Below are 21,955 nucleotides of genomic sequence, written 5' to 3' on the forward strand. Positions count from 1 at the left end.
GCGCTCAAAAAACGCGAGTAAGGCTGGCTTTTTAGGTCAGCCGTTACGAGTTTGAGTAATGCGCAAGTAAGCTTGGCACATCAAGTATAAGCGCAATCGTGCCGTCGCCGGTAATAGTGGCACCGGCCATCCCAGGCGTCCCTTGCAGCATTTGCCCCAAAGGTTTGATCACGACTTCTTCCTGGCCAATAAGCTGATCGACGACAAAGCCGACGCGGCGGGTGCCAACAGTCACAATAACGACATGACCTTCGTCCATTGAGCGCGCATCAACCCTGGCGCCACGAACCAACCAGTTCTTAAGGTAAAAAATAGGGATCGCTTGATCGCGCACGGCAACGCACTCTTGACCGTCGACCACATGGGATTTTCGCAAGTTCATGTGAAAAATTTCATTCACACTGACCAAGGGTAAGGCGAAGGTTTGGTTCTCCAGCATGATCATCAAGGTCGGCATAATGGCGAGCGTTAACGGCACCTTAATATTGATGCGAGTGCCCTTGCCCATCGTCGATTGAATTTCGATTGAGCCATTCAGCTGGTTGATTTTAGTCTTTACCACGTCCATGCCGACACCGCGACCAGACACGTCCGAGATCTCTACTTTAGTTGAGAAACCCGGCGCAAAAATTAAATCAAACGCCTCCGCGTCCGTCAGCCTTTGCACGGCATCTTCGTCAAATAGCCCTTTGTTGACGGCAATTTGGCGCAGCTTATCCGGGTCCATCCCGCCGCCATCGTCGGTAATCGACAGCAATATATGATCGCCCTCTTGCTCGGCGGCCAACACCACACGGCCTTGACGGGGCTTGCCATTCGCTTCGCGCACCTCGGGCAACTCAATGCCGTGATCGACCGAGTTACGCACCAAGTGAACCAGCGGGTCGGCCAATGCTTCTACTAAATTCTTATCTAGGTCGGTCTCTTCACCCACCATTTCTAAGGTAATATCTTTTTTCAGGCTGCGGGCTAAGTCACGCACCACCCGAGGAAACCGCCCAAACACTTTCTTAATGGGTTGCATCCGGGTTTTCATCACCGATGACTGTAGGTCGGCCGTCACCACATCCAAGTTGGCAACGGCTTTACTTAACGGTTCATTCTGGGCGCTGTCACCAAGACGAACAAGGCGATTGCGAACGAGCACTAGCTCGCCCACCATATTCATAATTTCATCCAGCCGCTGCGTATCCACCCGCACCGTCGTTTCACCTTGGGCTGCGCTTTTGGCGTTAGCGTCTTGCGCTTGTAACGCCGGCGCGGCTTGCGGTTTGACCGCTGCGCCGGCCCCAGCGGGCTTTGCCGCAGGCGCTGCCTTGGCTACTGGCGGTTGTTCAGGGGGCGCTTGCTCGGGCTTATCACTTGCGCCCACCTCGGCAGGCGCCGCCGCGGACGATTGCGCTGAACTGGCGCCAGCAACGCTAGGCGCTTTGCCTTTGCCGTGCAGCTGATCGAGTAGATCTTCAAACTCATCATCTGAAATTTCATCACCAGCGGCTGTGGCGCCAGAGTGAGATGCGGCCGATTCGGTGGCTGAGGCCGCAACCGTGGGCGCTTTGCCTTTGCCGTGCAGCTCGTCAAGCAACGCCTCAAACTCGTCGTCGCTGATATTGTTATCGTTTGAGGTTGCACTCGTCGGTGCCGGGGCGGCAACGCCTGGGCCCTGCCCTTTACCGTGTAATTGATCCAGCAGCGCGTCAAACTCATCTTCACTCATATCGTCGCTTGCCGAGGAAGACGTTTGGGTCGTACTTTCACCACTATCGCCAGCCGCCGCGCCCGCTGAATCTCCACTTAAGGCATCCAACAAGGTTTCAAACTCGTCGTCGGTAATATCATTGCTGGCGCGAATTTTACTGGGGGCGCTTACGGCAGGGGGTTCTGGCTCTGCGGTTGCCGGAGCTGGCTCGCGCAGATCTTCACAGGCCACCAGTCGTTCTAAGGTAGCAATCAACTCTGGGGCCGGCGCGTTTAGCGGCTGACCTTGCGAGACGTGATCGAACTGCTGGTTAATAACGTCAAGCGCCTCAAGCACCACGTCCATCAGCTCGGGGGTCACGGTGCGCTTACCGTTTCTTAAAATATCAAATAGGTTTTCAGTAACGTGACAGCACTCAACCATTTCGGTTAGCTGTAAAAAGCCAGCGCCACCTTTTACCGTATGAAAGCCGCGAAAAATAGCATTAAGAAGGTCGGCGTCATCGGGCTGACGCTCGAGCTGAACCAATTGTTCAGAGAGGTTTTCAAGTATTTCTCCCGCCTCTACTAAAAAGTCCTGGAGAATTTCTTCGTCTTCACTAAACCCCATTTACGAAACCCTCAAAAGCCGAGACTGGAAAGCAAGTCATCCACATCATCTTGACTGGAAACCACATCGTTTTTACTGGTATCTATCTGTGGACCTTCACCGTTAGCACGATCAGTAACTCGCGCTCTACCCTCGTTATCGGCATCCACTTGCAAACCTGTAATCTCTTCTACCTGGCCCGCAATTCGCACCAGACTTACCAAGTCTTGCTCGACCTCAGATATTAATGCCATTACGCGCTTTAGCACCTGGCCGGTTAAATCCTGAAAGCCCTGTTCCAAAATAATTTCTTGCAGGTTACGTCCCAACAACTCAGTGCCGGAATCCATCTGACCAAGAAAATCATCCATCCGCGAATAGAGCGAGCGAAACTCCTCAGCGCTCATGTCACCGTCTTTTAGACGAACCCACTCGGTACGCAGCGACTTCGCCTCTTGCCCAAGGTTCATGGCAATAGGAGCGGCCTCTTCTACCATGTCCATGGTTTTGTCGGCCGCCTTTTGCGTCAGCTCAATTACGTACTTCAATCGATCGGAGGCATCGCGGATTTCGGAGGTTTCAATCGAGGGGGGCTCGCCATCAAGGTCGCCTTCAACGTTAAAGTTTACGATGGCGTTATGCAAACCGCGCGTCAAACGACCGACGGACTGATACAAATGTTTATTGCGAGACTCTGTAATGGACTCAATTAGCCGTGAAGCCTCGTCAAAGTCATTGCCTTGTAATTTTTCAACCAACAGGCCGGCACTTTCTTTGATCTCTTTGACAAAAAATTCATTGTCCTTTTCTTGTATATCAGAAGTCATCGCTGTGCCTTATTGTTTACAACGTAACGAGCGGAGTTTAACCGACACGTTCGAAGATTTTTTCGATCTTTTCTTTCAAGGCCGCAGCCGTAAAAGGTTTCACCACATAGCCATTCACACCCGCTTGAGCGGCCTCAACGATCTGATCGCGCTTGGCCTCGGCGGTTACCATAAGCACCGGTAAAGAGCCGAGTTTTTCATCGCCACGCACAGCGCGCAGCAGTTCAATACCGCTCATGCCCGGCATATTCCAGTCGGTAATCAAAAAATCAAACCCACCACCTTTTAGCATTGGCAGTGCGGTAACACCGTCATCTGCCTCGTGGGTATTGGCGAAACCTAAATCGCGCAACAGGTTTTTAATGATCCGTCGCATTGTCGAAAAGTCATCGACAATGAGAATCTTCATGTTTTTATCCAATGCGTCCTCCGTCTACCCGCCCGGGAGTGTATTTAACTCAATATTCGATGGTATCACCGGCAGTGCACCGATGCTCTTACAACAAACGGTAACGCTAATTGCCAGCGAGCCGAGAAATTACTGGGAATTTCTCCATTGGTCAATCAGTTCTACCCCAATCTGACAACCTTGCTCGCAGTCGCGCAGCCGCCTGAGAGTGTATCTGGCTAACCCGAGACTCACTAACGCCTAAAATTTGACCAATCTCTTTAAGGTTCAGCTCCTGATCATAATACAGGGCCAGCACCATCTTTTCTCGCTCCGGCAATAGGGTTATCGCCTGCGCGAGCGATTGCTTTAGGCTGGATGAGGTAAAAGTTTCTTGGGGATTGGCAAATTCACTGGTTGTGGCGATATCGACCGCGCTCGCGTCGTCATCAAACGTCTCTTCGTAGCTAAATAAGCGGCTGGCGTTGGTGTCATTGAGAATACTGTGGTACTCATCGAGCTCGATCTCGAGTTCGGCGGCCACTTCGGCATCTTCGGCGTCGCGCCCTTCGCGCCCCTCTACCCGGCTAATCGCCTCGGCTACCCGGCGGCTGTTGCGGTGAACTGAGCGTGGAGCCCAGTCGCCGCGGCGCATCTCATCGACGATTGCGCCGCGAATACGAATACCCGCGTAAGTCTCAAAGCTTGCGCCTTTGCTACCATCGTATTTTTGCGAGGCCTCCAGTAGTCCAATCATGCCAGCCTGAACCAAATCATCAAGCTGTACACTGGCAGGCATTCTCGCCATCATATGATAGGCGATTCGCTTGACGAGATCGGCGTAATCCTCTATCCGAATCTCAGTGCTCTGCTCTTTTGTCTCCGTGTACATAGATAACCCGTTTGCCGCGTTCATGGATCAATACTCCGGGGCTGTTACCTGCAACAACCGCTCGACAAAAAACTCTAATCGCCCACTTGGCCCAGCGGGTAACGGCCAGTTATCGACCCGCTCGGCCAGCACCCGCATGGCTTGCGCCACTTTTGAGTGAGGCGCGTATTCCAGTACCGCCTGCTGACGCTGCACGGCCTTGCGTACAGACTCGTCAAACGGCACCTGCCCTACATACTGTAGCGCAACATCTAAAAAGCGTTCACAGACACCGCTTAGTTTATTAAACAGCTGCTGCCCCTCAGCGGCGGTACGAGTCATATTGGCCACCACTCGAAAACGCTGTACATCGTACTCTTTGTTAAGCAGTTTGATTAAGGCGTAAGCATCGGTGATTGACGATGGCTCATCACACACGACCACTAAAACCTCATTGGCCGCCCGCGCAAAGCTCACCACCGAGTCAGAGATGCCCGCCGCCGTATCGATAACTAGCACATCAATTTGGTTGCTCAGCTCGCTAAACGCGGTAATTAAGCCGGCGTGCTCTGCCTCGCTTAAATGTGCCATACGCTGCACGCCAGAGGCCGCCGGTACAATTTTGACGCCGCTGGGGCCGGTAACCAGCACCTCTTGAAGGCTGTGGGTACCTGCGAGGACATCCGCCAGTGTGAAATTGGGGGTAATACCTAAAAGTACATCGACGTTCGCCAGGCCCAAGTCGGCATCCATTAGCACTACCCGGCGCCGCATCTGTGCTAACGCGATACTAAGGTTTACCGAGATATTGCTTTTTCCGACACCGCCTTTACCACCACTCACCGCGATTACTTGAACTGGGCGACTTTGGCTCATGTTATTGGTCTCTTTATGTACTAATTGCGCGCATAACACGCACTCGTTGTCTGCTGAGGCTTATCGGCACCACCGATCGCCCTGCGCCACGCGCCGTTAGCCGCGCGCTTGCGCGCTGTGTTGACTGAGTTGCGCCAACTGTACCGCTGTCGCTACCAATTGATGGCCTCGCGCCGGCGCGATATCGGCGGGAATGTCCTGCCCATTGGTAGTATAGGCGATTGGCAGGTTTGACCCAATGGCGCAGCTCATCGCCTCGCCCAAGCTGGCAGTCTCGTCCAACTTAGTCAGAATACAACCACTCAAGCCGGCCGCACTGTACGCGTGACGAGAGGCTTGCAGCATCTGCGCCTGGCTGTTGGCCGGCAGCACTAATAAACTTTGAATTTTGGCAATACCAGCCAATTGCGCCATCTGTTGTTTTAACTCCGGTGCGCCGTGGCGCAGCCCAGGGGTATCGATCAGTACCAGATCGCAGCGACGCAACGATCGCAGCACGCTCGACAGTGAATTATTGTCATCAACCACTCTGACAGGCACCTGTAAAATCGCTGCCAGCGAGCGCAGTTGATCGTGCCCCGCCAGGCGATAGGTATCCGTCGTTACCAATGCTACCTTGTCGGCACCGTGCTCAAGCACGTAACGTGCGGCAAGTTTGGCGATAGTGGTCGTTTTACCTGCACCAGTGGGGCCAACCAGCGCAAACACGCCGCCGCTCGCCGTAAAATCCTGATCGATTACAGGTACCGCTTTCGCCATTCGCGCCATGGCCTCGGGCCAAGCTTTTGCCAACACTCGGCTTTTAAACGGTTGCTTTAACAGTGGCTCGCAGACATTGGGCGCAAAACCCATACGTTCAAAGCGGCGGATTAAACTCGCCACTTGACCACTGTTGGGGCCAGAGGGGGGCGCCCCAAGACGGCTAAGCTGTTCTTCTAACAGCTCACGCATTTGCGCAATTTCCTCGTGCAGCTGGCCAATCTCATCACTATTTTTGCTGGTGTTAGTGCTGCTGGGGGCAACGTCGTCAAGCAAGCCGTAGCGCTCGGCTGCGGTTTGTACTCGCGCCGGTGCCGCATTTTGCGGCTCTGTCTGGGCCGCGTTTCGCCGGGCAATACCGGCGTTGACCACTTGATTACTCCCCAAGAATTCGTCAGCCGATGCCTCCGCCTGTTGTCGGGCCATTCGCTGGCGGCTGGCAAGCGCGATTTCGTCGTGAATCTCGCGGGCACTCAGAGCTGACTTGTTGCCGCCGACGCCTGCGAACACGGCGGCCTCGGTTGCCGCTGCTGGCGCCGCCGCAGAGACCGCAGGCGCCGCGTTGGTAACGGGGGTGTTCGCGGCGCTGGTTAAGATCTCGACCCCTTCGCGCACCCGACGGCTCGATAAAATAACAGCGTCTGAGCCCAGCTCTTGACGCACCAACTCAAGGGCGCGCCGCATATCTGTCGCAACAAAACGTTTTACCTGCATGTTTTACCCTCTTCCCGCACTTAGCGATCAGCCGTAACTGACGCTTCGATCGTAATTTGTTTGTTATCCGGTATTTCTGTGTAAGCCAGTACCGGCATGTCTGGCAAGCTGTGGCGACAAAAGCGCGAGAGCATCGGACGCAGAGGAGCTGCGACTAATAGCACCGCCGGCTTACCGGCCGCTTCTTGCTTCTGTGACGCCTCCAGTAACGAGCGCTGTAGTTTTTCCGCCAGTGCGGGCTCTACATACGCGCCGTCATCAGCGCCAGCTTTTTGAGCTTGTACTACGGTATTCAGCAATAACTGTTCCAGCTCGGGGCTTAAGGTGATAACCGGCACGCTAGGCGCCGTCCCTACGATGTTTTGGACAATTTGGCGACCCAGCGCGGCACGCGCCGCAGCGGTTAAAGCGGCGGGATCTTGACTCTTATTGGGATGCGCCGCCAAAGCTTCGGCGATTGAGCGCAGATCGCGAATGGCAACTTTCTCGCGCAGTAAGTTTTGCAGCACCTTAAGCAGGGTGTTCAGGCTTAAGGTATTGGGCACCAACTCTTCGACTAATTTGGGCGATGACTTAGCCAGCATATCCAGCAACTTTTGTACGTCTTCATGCCCCAGCAGCTCGTGCACATGCTGCTGCAATATTTGATTCAGGTGCGTTGCGACCACGGTGCTCGCGTCCACCACTGTATAACCCAGAGTTTGCGCTTGCTCTTTTTGCGAGCTGGCGATCCACACCGCATCCAACCCAAAAGCTGGGTCCTGCGTTTTAATGCCCTCCAGCTCGCCAAACACTTGACCGGGGTTAATGGCCAGTTCGCGATCCGGATGCACCTCGGCCTCCGCCGCCGTTACGCCCATCAAGGTCAGACGATAACCATTGGGCACCAGCTCCAAGTTGTCACGGATATGAACCGTGGGAACTAAAAAGCCCATATCTTGCGACAGTTTTTTGCGTACCCCTTTAATACGCCCCAGCAGCGCCCCGCCTTGACTTTTATCGACCATGGGAATCAAGCGATAGCCTACCTCTAGGCCGATAATATCCACCGGTTGCACATCGTCCCAGTTAAGCTCCACCGCTTGCTCGCCTGGCGGCAAGGCCGTGGCGGGCTCGGCGATTTGAGCTTGGCCACCCGAAGTTGGCGCACTGGTTGCGCGGCGATTTTGATTTTTGGGGATATAATCATCATCCAGCGCTTCAGGCTGACCTTTGCGCCAGTGAATAAAGTACGCCAGCGCGCCACAGATAATAGCGAGCCCTAAAAAGGCGACATGAGGCATGCCGGGAATCGCCCCCATAATGAACAAAATCCCAGCTGCGATCAGCAAGGCTTTGGGAGAGTCAAACATTTGGGTCAGCACTTGCGTGCGCATATCCTGCGCACTATTGACCCGGGTTACCAAGATAGCCGTCGCAGTCGACAACAACAGCGAGGGGATTTGCGCAACCAAGCCGTCACCGATGGTTAACAGTACGTATTTTTCCAGCGCATCGGAAAACTCAAGGCTATGCTGCACCATGCCGATACCGATACCGCCGATAATGTTAATCGCCAGAATCAAAATACCCGCGATAGCATCGCCGCGCACAAACTTACTGGCACCATCCATTGCGCCGTAAAAGTCTGCCTCACTGGCGACATCTTCCCGACGCCGGCGCGCCTCTTCCTGATCAATCAGGCCAGCATTCAAGTCGGCGTCAATCGCCATTTGCTTACCCGGCATGGCATCCAACGTAAATCGGGCGCTTACCTCAGAAATACGGCCAGCACCTTTGGTCACCACGACAAAGTTAATGATCATTAAGATCAAAAACACCACCAAACCTACCGCGTAATTACCGCCAATGACCACCTCACCAAAGGCTTGAATAACTTTACCAGCGGCATCGCCACCCTCGTGCCCATTGAGCAAGACGACGCGAGTAGAGGCAACATTGAGAGCCAAGCGCATCAAGGTGGCGACCAATAAGATAGTGGGGAACGCGGCAAAATCCAGCGGCCGCATGGCGTAAATACCAACCAACAGAACAACGATGGACAGAGCGATATTAAAGGAAAAGAAGGCATCCAGCATAAACGCCGGCACTGGCAGAATCATCATGCCCAACAGCATGATCAACAACACCGGAATGCCAATATTGCCTTGGCCCATTCCCTGCAGTTGCAGCAACGCGTTTTTGCCGTTCTCTTTATTAAACTGTCCGAGTGATATGGCCATATGTACGGTTTTTTGACGCCCCAAGTGAATAACACCAGGGGTATCGCAAGAAGCGTACCTGTTTTACGGAAGAGGTAGAATAATTAGTAAAAGCAACCGAGTTTAATCGTAGCGCAAGTCTCGCGGCACATTGACCCGTGGATACGGCGGCCGCTCGCCTTGCCCCCGGCGGTAATTGCGCAAGCCAAAAACATAGGCTAATACCTGGGCAACCGCCACGTACAGCCCAGTGGGGATTGCCTCATCGATATCGGTGGTGTGAAAAATAGAGCGCGCCAACACCGGCGACTCGATAATCTCCACGCCGTTGGCCTTGGCAATTTCACGTATTTTTAGCGCTATTTGATCACCGCCTTTGGCTAACATAACCGGGGTTGCCATTTTCTCGGGGTCGTATTTTAGCGCAACGGCATAGTGGGTCGGGTTGGTAATCACCACATCGGCATCAGGTACTTGGGCCATCATTCTACGTTGCGCCATCTCGCGCTGCAGCTGCCTGATTCGGCCTTTTACCTCGGGTTTACCCTCGCTATCTTTGTGCTCGTCCTTTATTTCCTGTTTAGACATCTTTAGCTTTTTACTGTGGTCCATAATCTGAAACGGCACATCAACCAACGCAATTAATATCGTTACCGCTGCCATCAAAATTGTGGTAATCCCACTGATTTTTAACGATTCCACCACCGCAGACTGAGTTTCTTCGCCCGCGAGCTGTAAAATATCCTGCTGCCACAGCTTTAACGCCAAAATGGCCGCCGCCATAACGGTGGCCACCTTGCCCAGCGATTTCGCCAATTCGACCAGAGCCTTAAAAGAGAACATTCGTTTAAGACCAGCGCCTGGATTCATGCGGTTAAATTTGGGCGCCATAGCTTTGGCGCTCAGCAGCCAGCCACCTAACGCGATAGGCCCAACCACCGAGGCAATCAAAAGTAAAATAAACAGAGGGATAAGCGAGAACAAGCCTTCGGCAAAGGAGCTGACTAAATGGGCAAACATTGCCTCCGTATCAAACACCTCGACCCGACTGAGGCTAAAATTATTTTTCGACAAGCCCATCATGCTGCCAGAAATGGACTCACTAAAACTATAAAGGCCAATGGTTCCGGCCAGCAGAATAAACGTCGTCGTTAAATCACGCGAGCGCGGTATTTGGCCGTCCTCCCGGGCTTTCTCAAGTTTTCGGGGGGTTGCCTCTTCCGTTTTTTCCTGACTGCTGTCGTCGCCACCTTCTGCCATCAGCGAAGCCTCAACAGGTGCTCGGCAAAAATCGCCGCTGCGTCAAAAACATTGCGAAAGTAAGGGATAAAAGCCACCAAGCTTAGCCACATAAAAATCAAGCCAAAAATCAGCGCAATCGGAAACCCTACGGTAAACACGTTAATTTGCGGTGCTGAGCGGTTCATAATGCCAAACGCCATATTGATCACCAGCAACGCGGTAAACAGCGGCAAAACAAACACCAAGGCCGCGTTAAACAACCACGACCCCATACCGGCAATCATGGCAAACTCACCGTATCCGATACCCGTACCAATAGGAATGCTGTCAAAGCTGCGCACAATTAAATCAATCACCAGCAAATGACCGTTAAAAATCAAAAACAATACCGTAGAGAGCAATAAATAGAACTGCGACAGCACCGTAACTGAAATCCCGTTGCTAGGGTCATTCATTGACGCGAAGCCCAGCCCCATTTTCATGGCGACTAACTGCCCCGAGAGCACGAAGATATGCATGACCACCTGAAAACTAAACCCCAGCGCCAGCCCTATTAACACCTCTTGTAATACTCGCAGCATCGCCGGCATACCCAGCAGCTCTATTGTCGGCGCCGGTGCCAATAATGGGCTTACCAGCGCCGTCACCAATAGGGCCAACACTAAGCGCACGCGAGCGGGAACGGTGCGGGCGCCAATGATGGGCACCGCCATAAACATCGCGCCAATGCGCATAAAGGGCCACAAATATTGCCCAATAAACTGATAAAGGGCCGTCTCACTGAGTACGAGAGGCTCCACCACGCTACCCGATGAGTTGCGGAATGGCGTTAAACAGACGGTTGAACAGATCACTGAGGCGAATCACCATCCAGTGACCAGCAACCATGATGGTAATCAGCATCACAATCAGACGCGGCAAGAAACTCAAGGTTTGTTCATTAATTTGCGTCGCGGCCTGAAACATACTCACCACCAACCCAACGATCAAACTTGGGCCGACAATCACCAGCACCATCAATATGGTTAAGTACAAGCCATCGGCAAATAAACTGAGTGCGATTTCGGGAGTCACGTCTGCCTCCTACACGCCAAAACTTGCGGCTAAGGTGCCGATAATCATAGCCCAACCATCGACCAGGACAAACAGCATGATTTTAAACGGCAATGACACAATCAGCGGCGACAACATCATCATCCCCATGGCCATCAACACGCTGGCAACCACAATATCAATGACCAAAAAGGGAATAAAAATAATAAAGCCAATTTGAAACGCGGTTTTTAGTTCACTGGTGACAAACGCCGGTACCAGTATCGAAAACGGTGTGTCTTGCGGTGTGGCGATAGGCTCGTTACCGGCAATACCGACAAACAGGGCAATGTCACTCTCGCGAGTTTGCGCCAACATAAAGCTGTGAAAAGGCTCCGAAGCCGACGCCAGCGCCTGCTGAGCGTTAATCTGGCCGTTAATATAAGGCTGCAGCGCTTCGGCGTTAGCCTGCTCAAAAACCGGCTGCATAATAAATAGCGTTAAAAACAGCGATAGGCCAATCAGTATTTGGTTAGACGGTGACTGCTGCAACCCCAACGCCTGGCGCAAAATAGCAAAGACGATAATAATGCGTGTAAACGATGTCACCATCATCAACAGCGCCGGGAGAAACGTCAGCATCGTCATGATGCCAAGAATCTGTAGTGTTACCGAATACTCTTCACTGCCATCGGGCTGCGTCGTCACAGTAAATGCCGGTAAACCAGGTATCGCAGGAAGCGCACTGCCGGCAATATCAGCCGGCTGCGATGGCGTAGGTGCGAGAGGTTCGGGGTTTTGCGCCTGCGCCTGAGTGCTCAGCAACAAGGCAGTAAACAGGAGTAAAAATAGCAGCAAATAGCGCGCAGAAAAAAAACCAGCGTAGAATTCTAAAGGCCGATTAGTGTGCATTTTTATGGCCTTGTTGATCGTTATTCTCAGTATGGTTTTGCTCGCGGCCCGATCCGGCACCAACCCCCTGTCCCTTCATAATACTTTTTAGTTTTTGGCTAAAATCCGAACTGGCAGTGCCATCGGTATTAATGACGGGCTCGGTAAACACATGCAGCTGATTAATGCTTTGCGCCGTCACACCCAACAAAATTTGCGTGTTGGCAACATCGACCACTAACAACCGCTCGCGGGTGCCTAGCGCTAAACTCGCCACCACCTTCATATCCCTGGAGCGCGACCAGCCAGTTGCACCAGCCCGTTTGGCAAACCAGGCAAGCGCCAATATCAAGGCAATAATACCCAGTAATCCGAGCAGTACGGATACCAGAGTATCGGCACCAACGGGCGCAACAGCAGCCGTGCTGACGGCACTACTGCTACTAGCAGCAGTAATAGTGGCCGTACCGGTGGCCGATTCCACGGCCCAAGTGACGGGCGCCACAAGTACGCTAATCCCGGCACCTGCGAAGCCCCACGTAAACAGCTTCTTCATGTTAGCGTAACTTTTTAATACGTTCGGAAGGGCTGATAACATCCGTCATGCGGATGCCAAACTTTTCATTCACCACCACCACTTCACCGTGAGCAATCAAGGTACCATTTACTTTTACGTCCAATGGCTCGCCCGCAAGGCGGTCCAGCTCAATCACCGAGCCCTGATTTAGCTGTAGCAAGTTACGAATGGTAATGGCGGTGCTGCCTACTTCCATAGAGATACTCACAGGAATATCTAAAATTAAATCTAACTCAGGGCCCAACTCCCTTGGTGCGCCTTCATTTTCCAGCTCATTAAGTGCCATCGCGCTATCGTCAGCCGCTGGCGCCTCAACCTCTTCATCGACTGTTTGTTGCTCCTCCATCGCAGCCGCCCACTCGTCGGCCATCGCCTGTTGATCGAGATCTTCACCGCCGCCTGTTTCGTCATCATTTGCCATTGGGGCCTCCTTCGGCGACACTGATATTGTGCGCACTGCTATGATCGATAAACTCTTTAATTTTTAAGGCAAGGTTGCCTTTGCGCTGGCCTAACTCGGTGCGAAACACCGGCACGCCGTTCGCGGTAAGCACATGATGCGGCGGAAATTCGACGGGTATAATATCCCCCACATCTAAATCAACGATATCCCGCAAGGTTATCTCACGGTTAACCACTTCACACTCGAGCTCTACCCGAGCCGATAACACATCTTCCCGCAACGCTTTTACCCAGCGATCGTCTTGCTCATCTGAGTCACTTTGTAAGCCGGCATCGAGCACTTCGCGAATAGGCTCAATCATTGAGTAGGGAATCGTCAGATGTAAATCACCACCGCCGCCATCCAACTCGATATGAAATGTGCTAACGACGACAACCTCGCTCGGGCTCACGATATTTGCCAGCGATGGGTTAACCTCTGAATTAATATATTCAAACTCAATCGGCATTACCGCCTTCCAAGCCTCGCCTAGATCGACAAACACTTGGTTGAGTACCATTTGTACCACTCGCAGCTCGGTCGGAGTAAACTCTCGCCCTTCAATTTTGGCGTGACGGCCGTCGCCGCCAAAAAAATTATCGACCAGCTTAAACACCAACCGGGCATCCAATATGACCAAAGCGGTGCCCCGCAACGGTCGAAACTTGACCATATTGAGGCTGGTGGGAACGTACAGCGTGTGTACGTACTCGCCAAATTTTTGTATTTGGATGCCCCCGACCGAAACATCCGCGGTGCGCCGCAACATATTGAACATGCTGATACGGGTGTAACGGGCAAAGCGCTCGTTGATCATCTCAAGGGTTGGCATGCGCCCGCGAACTATACGATCCTGACTGGTTAAATCGTATGAGCGGACCGCACCGGGCTCTAAGTCCCCATCAGTCTCTATGTCGCCTTCATCGACGCCATGGAGTAAGGCATCAATTTCGTCTTGTGTCAGTAAGTCTTGCACTTGGGGTCGCCTCTATTGCAACACTAAATTGGTAAACAACACCTGTTCAATCACGGGTTTTCCGGTTTCTTCTTCCAGCACGTCACGCACAGTGTTTAATGCTTGCTGACGCAGTAATTCTTTGCCCTCTGGCGTCTGTAACTCGGGATATACCTGTCCGCGCAGTAAAATAACTAAAGCATTGCGAATCGCGGGCATATGTAACTCTATATCGCTGACCGCGCTGTTATCGCGAAACATTAAGTTCATTTCGACCTGCATATAACGCTGCCGGCCGCGCACCTCAAAGCTGGTAATAAATTCTGGTTTTAATGGAAAGTAAATCGCGGCCTCACGAGCGGGCTCTTCGGCGACCGGCTCAGCATCGGATTCACCTTCGGGCAGTTCGTCTGAATCTGATAGCACCCATAACGTGGCCGCCACTGAAATCGCCACTAACACCAGTAGCGCCAGTGCCAAAATAATCCACTTTTTCTTATTTTTTGCGGGGGGGCTTTGTTCACCCTGCTCCGCGTCTTCCCCCGAGTTTTCGGGCTCGTCTTCTGCCATGTCAAATATCCGTCATCCACATTGTTCTGTAAGGCTACGAGCAATAGCCGTGCCATGCAAGATAGCATAGCAAGCGCCACAAAGGATTGGCACAAGACAAAAACACTAGCGCGCAAAAGGAGATAAACGAAAGGAGTAGTTTATACAGAGGGATACTGGTGTGCAGTAATAAAAGCGGCACGGTGGGCAGCGAACCCGCCGCCCACCGCCGCTGATCGCTTATCAAGCGTAATGATCGATCAGCGATACCGTGCCAAGTTGGGTGAGATTAGCGGCCGCGCCTAGCTCATCTTCAGCGTCGCCTTCACTGCCACCTGCCGACCATCCGCTGGAGTGACGCGCTCCCTCGTCGCCACCGGCGCGAGGATCAGATTCGGCAAACGAGCGTTGATCCGATACATCAACATCCACACTGGTCATTCCCTGCTCGGTTAACATCTCGCGCAGACGCGCCGAATGTTGATCAAGCGCCTCCCGCACCACTGGCTGGGCGCTGGTAAAGCTCACATGAGCCTGATCATTTTGAATCGACACCCGCACGTGAATGGTGCCTAAATCGGGCGGGTCAAGGCGCATATCGGCACTGGTAATATTTTGCTTGGCCATCCAGAGCACTTTTTGCCCCACGGCATCGCCCCAACCACTTTGGTTAAAACCAGGCAGTACTTGCGCAGCCATTTTAGGAGCGGCTGGCGTGGCGACAGTGCGGTTGGCAAGACCCAAAGATTCCGTTAATGCGGTAATACTGCCTGCGGTGGGGCGATCAACAGACTCCCCGCGCCCCGCCAGCAAATTGTGCAGCTTAGCGGTCTCGAGCAAGGCCCCCTGCTCACGCTGACCATCCAAGCTTGTGAGCATCTCTTTGGCAAAAACAGGTTGCCCATTGGCCGCCTGCTGTGTCGTCGACTGCTCCATTAGTCCCAGCGCTGCGCTGCCCTCTTTAGCGATACTGGCGCCCGGTGCAGCCGGTGCGGTACTCACACTCGCCAACGCCTGCTTCAAACTCGTTTGCATGGCATCTAGACGAGCGGACACAGACTCAACCCCCTGACCGGCGGTTTTTGCTCCGGCTTTGAGCTGATCGCTGAGCCAGGCGGCAAGCTCAGGGGGAATCTGCCCCGCCTCGCTGGCCTGCTCAACTTGCGTCAACAGCGTCTCCGTCTGCGCGCCGGCGGCCGCTTGATCGGTTAACGATTGCATCAACGCCAGCAGCTGCTCGCGCAACTGCGGGTCAAGCCCGTTAAGAATAGCGCTCAAGGAGTCATCACTCAGCCCGTTTTCAGCGCTATCGGCCAACTCATCCAGCACCTGCGCCTGCTTTGCCGGCGGCAGTGCCTCGACCGCCTCGCGCTGCTCGGGCTCTAACCGATCCAGCGCTTCTCGCTGGCGTGCACTTAAGCGATCTTGCGATTCAGCGCTGGAACTGCGTGACTGTGCTAAATCAGCGGCGCGCTCCCGGGCTTGGGCTCGCTCATCAAGATGCGCGGTTTGCCGATCATTGTTACCGGCCAGCCGCTGACTGCGCTGGTCGTCTCGAAACTGCGAATCTGATTGTGCCGCTGACCGATTACTAGAGCGTTCGCTCACATCCGATCGGCTGGTGCGCTGGTCCCGGTAGGCGGTATCAAGCGACTCGCTAAACAGCTGCGCATCGCGGCTGGCATCAGCCCGAGATTGGCTGCTCTGCACCGCGCCCTGCGGCCGCAACAACATGCTAAGAAGAGTCGGTTCATTCGTTGCCATGAGTGCTCCTGTAGGCCATGGGCGGCAAGCATTTGCCGCTTGCAAACAATTTTTTGGGATACAGGATGGTAATAGCAAGCAAAGTGCCAAACCGAACAATAAGGTTAAATCAGAGGTTCAGGTAGGTAAGCTGGGAAGGAAACGTGGGCCTAGGTTCATGATGACTCAACACCTTGTGCCTCGCGTATATGCGAGCCAGACAAGGCGCCACCGAGCGTTTATTGATACACCACGAGCTGATGACGCACCTGGCTAAACTCGCCCTGTAGCGATACCAGCGCCGTTTCAAGGCCCGTTAACCGATTGTTGGCCGCAGCTGACTCAATATGCTGGCACTGCGCCACCAAAGTAGCCGCACCGATATTGCTGCAGCTACCTTTAAAACTGTGAGCGGCGCGGCGCAAGGCTTCGCCATCCCCACTGGCCAGTGCTTTTTGCATAGCACTCAGGCGATCTTCAGAGTCATTAAGGTAGGTCTCGATAAGTCGAGCAAAATCGTCTTCCATAACCTCCTGCAATGTCGATAAGGTATCGTGATCGATTAATTGCCTGTCGCTCATAGTCTCTCCCTAATCGGGCTTATTTTGAGTATCACTTGTAAACCTTTTACCTCGGGGCATCAAGTGATGCGGATCTCACTGCGAGGCGTTAATCGTCGGTATGCCAACAATAAGTCGCCGCGACGACGTTGCCCGCGCCGCGAACCTCTAATGCGTCGCATAGCGATTCGACCAGTTTTAGACCGCGCCCGCTGTATTCGTTCCCGGTTTGTTCGGTGCGCTCATTGGGCACAAACCCTCGTCCGCTATCGGCAACGGTAATGGCGAGCGAGCCGCCCTCGGTATGAGTTTTGTGCGCCAATGTAATTTTAACGTAGCCCTCTTTGATCGCCTGAGTGCGCTCGCGGCGCAACTGATAATAGCGCTCGAACCCCTCCGGATCGTCCTTGATGGACGAATCCAAGCCCAGCACGCCATGCTCTAATGCATTGGTGTATAACTCGGAGATAATCGTGTACAAAGTACCGCTGTGGTTGCGCAACCCGGGAACCTCAAGCAACACGCTAAGCAGCAACGGCAATGGGTCAAATATGGCAAAACTTGAAGGTTTTACCTCAAACACCAAACTCCACTCTGCCAACTGGGATTGAGACGTCGCCTGCTCGGCACCGGGGGTAACATAGGCCGAACTAAGCGGCGCCATTAACAGCTCGATTAACGATAAATCGTCGCTCTTTTGGCCGTGCCCGACAAACGTTTTTACATTTTGAAGCAGTTCATCAAACAAAGCCGGCGGCTTTTGGTTTTTCGCAAAGGCCGCCAGCAGACGCTCCTCGCCGAACATTTCGCCCTCTGCATCGCGCGCCTCGTGAATACCATCAGACCACAGATACAAGCGCTCACCGTGCGCCATGGTGATTAGTGCGGGGTCCGCCTTAAACTTTTTATTATTTAAAACGCCAAGGGGCAAGTGGGTCGATTTAATTTGCTCAACCCTACCATCTTTGCGATACACGTAGGCGGCGGGTAAACCGCCGTTCCATATGCGCACCGTGTTTTTACGAAAGTTCATTTCAACCATCGCCGCACAACAGAAAAGTCCGACGGGCAAGATGCTTTTTAATTTGCCGTTAATTTCCGCGAGAATATCGGACATGGCGAAGCCTTTGTCCACCATGCCGTAAAACGTTGTGGCAAGGGGCATAGCGCCAATAGCCGCGGGTAGCCCGTGGCCGGTAAAATCGCCCAGTAAAACCATTAAGTTGCCCGCCGGCGTAGTCGATGCCACCATGACATCGCCATTAAACACCGCCAGCGGTGACAGGTAGTAACGCAAATGTTCGGCGTCAACATGGCCACCGCTGGTAATATTATCAAACACCTGCTTGGCGACGGTTTGCTCTTGCAAAAAATGTTCGTTGTGTTGAGCAATTTGGTCGCGCTGCTCCAGCATCGTGCGCTGCATCGTGCGCATGCGAAAAAACGACCGTATTTTGGCCTGCAGAATAACCGGGTTATAAGGTTTGGATAAAAAATCATCGCCGCCCGCCTCAAGGCACTGGACCAGCGAGTCGGTATCGGTCAGGGAAGTGAGAAATAAAATCGGTACCAGCTCTTCACCGGCAATTGACTTGATTTGACGCGCCGCATCAAAGCCATCTAGCTTTGGCATTAAGGCGTCTAGCAGGACAATATCGGGCCGCTCCGTGCGAAAGCACTCTACCGCTTGCTCACCATCTTGGGCGCTTAACACACGGTGGCCTTGCTTGCGCAAAATCGCCTCGAGAATGACCCGGTCAGTTGCCGTATCGTCAGCAACTAAAACGGTAATCAGCCGTTCATCTTTGCTCGGATGCATACTTTAGCAACGCTATTCGATGCTAAACAGCTGTTCAAAATTAGATATTGTCAGTATTCGTTTAACATCGCTGCTGGCATTTTTTATAGTGATCTGAGCCGCATCACCACCGGCGTAATCGCGCAACAGCAGTAACATCCCCAGTGCCGAGCTGTCTAAGTAGGCGGTATCGGCCATATCGATAACAAAGCGGTCCGGCTTGGCAGAAAGCGTCTCGTAGCTGCCGCGAAAATCCTGATGGGCGCTAAAATCAAACCGGCCTTTAATCACAATGGTCAGTTCGCTGCCGTCACTGTTAACCGTCGACGTGACTGTCATAACTCGCCTCACTTATTTACCTGTTGTTCACGCCTCAATAACGCGCGGATATTCCCTGGTGGTTCGCCTATGGGCATAACCGCCCAATGCCCCAAGAATAGACTATTTTGCCCGCTAACAATAGATCTAATAAGGTGGGTTTTGACGGTTAAGGCTGGCGAGTTCATCCAGCTCTTTTTGCAGCTTGCGATCAAGCTCCGCACTCTCACTGGCCTTTAAACGCTCAATCAGCGACTCTAGCGACTTGCGTTTATGGCGTCGTACTTGCCAATATTGTTGGACTTTTTCACACTGTTCGCGGGCACTCTCTACCTTGCGAACCTGCTCGTCCATTGCCCCCACTAAACGCTGGATAAAATCACTGTAACGCGTCATATCGGCCGCCGTATGAACCGCTGTGATATCACCGTATTCCCGCAAATAACTGGTGCGGTACTCATCCAGCTGACTTAGCTGTAGCCGCTCAGCGCTTAGCTGCTGCTGATACTGAGCCAAGTACCCCGCAGCTTCACGTTCGTGGTGCTCCGCTACTTTAAGCACAACTTTAAGCCGCTCTGAGCGTTGCCTAGCCATTTACGGGTCCATTGGCCCGGCCATGTTCGGCCGCCAGCGGGCTTTTACGAGCGGGCTGCGCGTTGGGTTGCAGCAAATCGGCTAGGCCTTTGTGAGCCTCGGTTAAACTCACCGCCTCGGTGAGTGACTGCTGGATAAACTGGCGCAAGCGCGGAAACTTGTCGATGGCTTCGTCGGTTTGCGGATCGGAGCCCGCCGTGTAGGCACCGATTGCCACTAAGTCGCGGTTTTGCTCGTAGCGCGCCAGCAGTTGCTTAAACTTTTGCATACGCGTTAGGTGACTCGCCGAAACAATCTGGGGCATGGCGCGACTAATGGAGGCTTCAACATCGATGGCGGGATAAACGCCCTCTTCCGCCAGCTGGCGCGAGAGCACAATATGGCCATCCAAAATAGCGCGAGCAGCGTCGGCGATGGGATCTTGTAAATCGTCCCCCTCGGTTAACACGGTATAAAACGCGGTGATTGAACCCTCACCTTCAGCGGCGTTGCCCGCGCGCTCCACCAACTCGGGGATGCGAGCAAACACCGATGGCGGATAGCCTTTAGTAGCCGGAGGCTCACCGATAGCCAGCGATATTTCACGCTGGGCTTGCGCGAATCGGGTGAGTGAATCCATGAGCAGTAATACGTTTAAACCCTGATCCCGGTAGTATTCGGCAATACGGCTACACAGCTGCGCGGCGCGCAGCCGCATCAAGGGAGCGTCATCAGCCGGCGATGCGACGACCACGGCGCGGGCCATGCCATCGGGCCCCAGAATATGGTCGATAAACTCTTTTACCTCGCGACCGCGCTCGCCCACTAGGCCCACCACCACGACATCGGCCGTAGTGTATTTGGTCATCATCCCCATCAGCACGCTTTTGCCCACACCACTACCGGCAAACAAGCCCATTCGCTGGCCCCGCCCCACGGTAATCAAGCCGTTAATGGCCCGAATACCCACATCGAGTGGCTCGTGGATGGGATGACGTTTTAGTGGGTTGATGTCACTGGGGGAAAAGTCGAGAAAGTCGCCCCCTTGCAGAGCACCATTGCCGTCGAGCGGTTGGCCTAAACCATTGATGACACGCCCGAGGGTTTGTAGGCCAATCCGCATCGCCTGACTGTGGGCCAACGGAATCACGCGGGCACCGGGCTCTAGCCCCTCGACACGTTTTACCGGCATTAAAAAAACGCTCTGGCCAGAAAAACCCACCACTTCGGCTTCGACCCGGCGGCCGTCGCGCGATAACAAGACACACTGCCGTCCCACCGATAAGTTCAGCCCTACCGCCTCCAACGTCAGCCCCACAGAGCGCACCAAGCGCCCTTCGGCTTCAGGCACGACAGGGACAGGATCTGGCAGATAGGGACGCAGGCGATACCAGAGGTCGCGACGCTCAGACACTCTGATCATCCTCGGTATGGTCACTTTCCTCAAAATAACGCGCGTCGGGACTATCGTTTTGCTCGCGATCAGACATTAGCTCATCAGACTTTGATGCGCTCGGCGAAAAATCATTGGAGGGTTCGGGCGCGGACTGGGGCGCCGGATGCTCGCGCTCCAGCAACTGCTCATCGCTGGTGGTTTCGTCTAGATCTTGACGAAGCATAAAACGCTCAATCGTTTCATCTAAGCGCCGCTCTACCGTGTCATCGACCACGCTGTCTTTGGTACTAACGCGCACCCCGCCGGCGCTAATCTCGGGCGAAACTTGTAAATTCCAGTCGTGGCCGTGCTGCTCGGCGTAACGCTTAACGCACTCGTGGTCGGCAAGGTTAAAATGTAGGGTTACATTGTTGCCCGGGGTGGGCAGCGCCGCAATAGACTGACGAATGAGCGGTATTATATCGGCCGGCTGAGTGGCCAAGTCCCGTGCAACCACGGCGCGACTGATACGCTCAACGATGGTGAGCAACAAGGTCTCGAGTTTTTCATCTTGCTGATCGACGGGCTCTTTAAGTGCCTTTACTAGGCTGGCAAAAGTTTGTTGCTCGATACTAAGCAATTGCCGGACATCCTCGGCGCCGCGCTCTTGGCCCTGCCGGTAGCCCTCTTCATAGCCCTGCTGTTGCGCTTGATCAAACCCCTGAGCAAACCCTTCTTGCTCGGCGGCTTGCACTATCTCAGACATCTGCTCGGCGGTCAGGCCGGTACTCGACAAACCTTCGACTTCGACATCTTCGATGGTTTCACCCGCGTTAGCGCTGGCACTTGCGCCAGGCTTACTGGTGCCCTCGACAACGCTGCCACTATTGCCAACACTGGGGAGCGACCAAGATTGCCAGGCACCGCTTTGATCGGCGGGAATACGATTGGGGTTGGCTTTGGGTTTATCGGCCATG

General features: G+C 53.6%; 22 protein-coding genes. All 22 read right to left on the bottom strand.

The features are described 5' to 3' along the window. Positions 1-43 precede the first annotated feature (43 nt). The 22 genes from AACY82_RS03175 to AACY82_RS03280 all read right to left on the bottom strand — a co-directional run bounded on the left by AACY82_RS03175 (position 44) and on the right by AACY82_RS03280 (position 21,954). Positions 44-2,308 carry a chemotaxis protein CheA gene (locus tag AACY82_RS03175; RefSeq protein WP_339615310.1) on the bottom strand — a complete coding sequence of 755 codons (2,265 nt, stop codon included), beginning with the start codon at positions 2,306-2,308 and terminating at the stop codon, positions 44-46. Between the two features lie 11 nt (positions 2,309-2,319). Further along, on the bottom strand, positions 2,320-3,114 hold the full coding sequence (locus tag AACY82_RS03180; RefSeq protein ID WP_339615311.1) for a protein phosphatase CheZ: 795 nt from the start codon (positions 3,112-3,114) through the stop codon (positions 2,320-2,322). Between the two features lie 37 nt (positions 3,115-3,151). Beyond that, on the bottom strand, positions 3,152-3,535 hold the full coding sequence (cheY, locus tag AACY82_RS03185; RefSeq protein ID WP_339615312.1) for a chemotaxis response regulator CheY: 384 nt from the start codon (positions 3,533-3,535) through the stop codon (positions 3,152-3,154). Positions 3,536-3,674: 139 nt separating this feature from the next. Beyond that, on the bottom strand, positions 3,675-4,418 hold the full coding sequence (locus tag AACY82_RS03190) for an RNA polymerase sigma factor FliA (RefSeq protein ID WP_339615313.1): 744 nt from the start codon (positions 4,416-4,418) through the stop codon (positions 3,675-3,677). A 3-nt stretch (positions 4,419-4,421) separates the two neighbouring features. After that, positions 4,422-5,249: a MinD/ParA family protein gene (locus AACY82_RS03195; protein WP_339615314.1), complete on the bottom strand. Its 828-nt coding sequence runs from the start codon at positions 5,247-5,249 to the stop codon at positions 4,422-4,424. 96 nt (positions 5,250-5,345) lie between these two features. Beyond that, a complete protein-coding gene (gene flhF / locus AACY82_RS03200) occupies positions 5,346-6,722 on the bottom strand; it encodes a flagellar biosynthesis protein FlhF (RefSeq protein ID WP_339615315.1) in 1,377 nt (458 codons plus the stop codon). 20 nt (positions 6,723-6,742) lie between these two features. Further along, positions 6,743-8,944, bottom strand: coding sequence for a flagellar biosynthesis protein FlhA (gene flhA, locus AACY82_RS03205; protein ID WP_339615595.1), 2,202 nt, complete (start codon positions 8,942-8,944; stop codon positions 6,743-6,745). A gap of 102 nt (positions 8,945-9,046) precedes the next feature. After that, positions 9,047-10,183 (bottom strand): flagellar biosynthesis protein FlhB, encoded by a 1,137-nt coding sequence (gene flhB / locus AACY82_RS03210; RefSeq protein ID WP_339615316.1) that lies wholly within the window; start codon positions 10,181-10,183, stop codon positions 9,047-9,049. Next, complete coding sequence (gene fliR, locus AACY82_RS03215) at positions 10,183-10,965, bottom strand: flagellar biosynthetic protein FliR (protein ID WP_339615317.1); 783 nt, start codon at positions 10,963-10,965, stop codon at positions 10,183-10,185. Before fliR ends, flhB begins: the two co-directional genes overlap by 1 nt. A 4-nt stretch (positions 10,966-10,969) precedes the next feature. Continuing rightward, positions 10,970-11,239, bottom strand: coding sequence for a flagellar biosynthesis protein FliQ (gene fliQ / locus AACY82_RS03220; protein ID WP_339615318.1), 270 nt, complete (start codon positions 11,237-11,239; stop codon positions 10,970-10,972). 9 nt (positions 11,240-11,248) lie between these two features. Continuing rightward, positions 11,249-12,109: a flagellar type III secretion system pore protein FliP gene (gene fliP, locus AACY82_RS03225; protein WP_339615319.1), complete on the bottom strand. Its 861-nt coding sequence runs from the start codon at positions 12,107-12,109 to the stop codon at positions 11,249-11,251. Further along, positions 12,099-12,644 (bottom strand): flagellar biosynthetic protein FliO, encoded by a 546-nt coding sequence (gene fliO / locus AACY82_RS03230; RefSeq protein WP_339615320.1) that lies wholly within the window; start codon positions 12,642-12,644, stop codon positions 12,099-12,101. The genes fliP and fliO overlap by 11 nt, the downstream gene beginning before the upstream one ends. A 1-nt stretch (position 12,645) precedes the next feature. Beyond that, a complete protein-coding gene (fliN, locus tag AACY82_RS03235; protein WP_339615321.1) occupies positions 12,646-13,086 on the bottom strand; it encodes a flagellar motor switch protein FliN in 441 nt (146 codons plus the stop codon). After that, positions 13,076-14,083, bottom strand: a complete 1,008-nt coding sequence (gene fliM, locus AACY82_RS03240; RefSeq protein WP_339615322.1) for a flagellar motor switch protein FliM — start codon at positions 14,081-14,083, stop codon at positions 13,076-13,078. Before fliM ends, fliN begins: the two co-directional genes overlap by 11 nt. Before the next feature lie 12 nt (positions 14,084-14,095). Then, positions 14,096-14,632: a flagellar basal body-associated FliL family protein gene (locus AACY82_RS03245; RefSeq protein WP_339615323.1), complete on the bottom strand. Its 537-nt coding sequence runs from the start codon at positions 14,630-14,632 to the stop codon at positions 14,096-14,098. A 222-nt stretch (positions 14,633-14,854) separates the two neighbouring features. Continuing rightward, positions 14,855-16,375 carry a flagellar hook-length control protein FliK gene (locus AACY82_RS03250; protein ID WP_339615324.1) on the bottom strand — a complete coding sequence of 507 codons (1,521 nt, stop codon included), beginning with the start codon at positions 16,373-16,375 and terminating at the stop codon, positions 14,855-14,857. A gap of 218 nt (positions 16,376-16,593) precedes the next feature. Then, the gene (locus AACY82_RS03255; protein ID WP_339615325.1) at positions 16,594-16,935 is read right to left on the bottom strand and encodes an Hpt domain-containing protein; all 342 of its coding nucleotides are present in this window, start codon (positions 16,933-16,935) and stop codon (positions 16,594-16,596) included. 88 nt (positions 16,936-17,023) lie between these two features. Beyond that, entirely contained in the window at positions 17,024-18,733 is a 1,710-nt protein-coding gene (locus AACY82_RS03260) for a fused response regulator/phosphatase (protein WP_339615326.1), read from the bottom strand. A 12-nt stretch (positions 18,734-18,745) separates the two neighbouring features. Further along, entirely contained in the window at positions 18,746-19,051 is a 306-nt protein-coding gene (locus AACY82_RS03265; RefSeq protein WP_339615327.1) for an STAS domain-containing protein, read from the bottom strand. 126 nt (positions 19,052-19,177) lie between these two features. Beyond that, positions 19,178-19,624, bottom strand: a complete 447-nt coding sequence (fliJ, locus tag AACY82_RS03270; RefSeq protein ID WP_339615328.1) for a flagellar export protein FliJ — start codon at positions 19,622-19,624, stop codon at positions 19,178-19,180. Next, complete coding sequence (gene fliI, locus AACY82_RS03275) at positions 19,617-20,987, bottom strand: flagellar protein export ATPase FliI (protein WP_339615596.1); 1,371 nt, start codon at positions 20,985-20,987, stop codon at positions 19,617-19,619. The genes fliJ and fliI overlap by 8 nt, the downstream gene beginning before the upstream one ends. A gap of 22 nt (positions 20,988-21,009) precedes the next feature. Beyond that, positions 21,010-21,954 carry a flagellar assembly protein FliH gene (locus AACY82_RS03280; protein WP_339615330.1) on the bottom strand — a complete coding sequence of 315 codons (945 nt, stop codon included), beginning with the start codon at positions 21,952-21,954 and terminating at the stop codon, positions 21,010-21,012. Between the last annotated feature and the right edge of the window lies 1 nt (position 21,955).

The sequence above is a fragment of the uncultured Gilvimarinus sp. genome (genome assembly GCF_963972205.1).
Classification (GTDB): domain Bacteria; phylum Pseudomonadota; class Gammaproteobacteria; order Pseudomonadales; family Cellvibrionaceae; genus Gilvimarinus; species Gilvimarinus japonicus.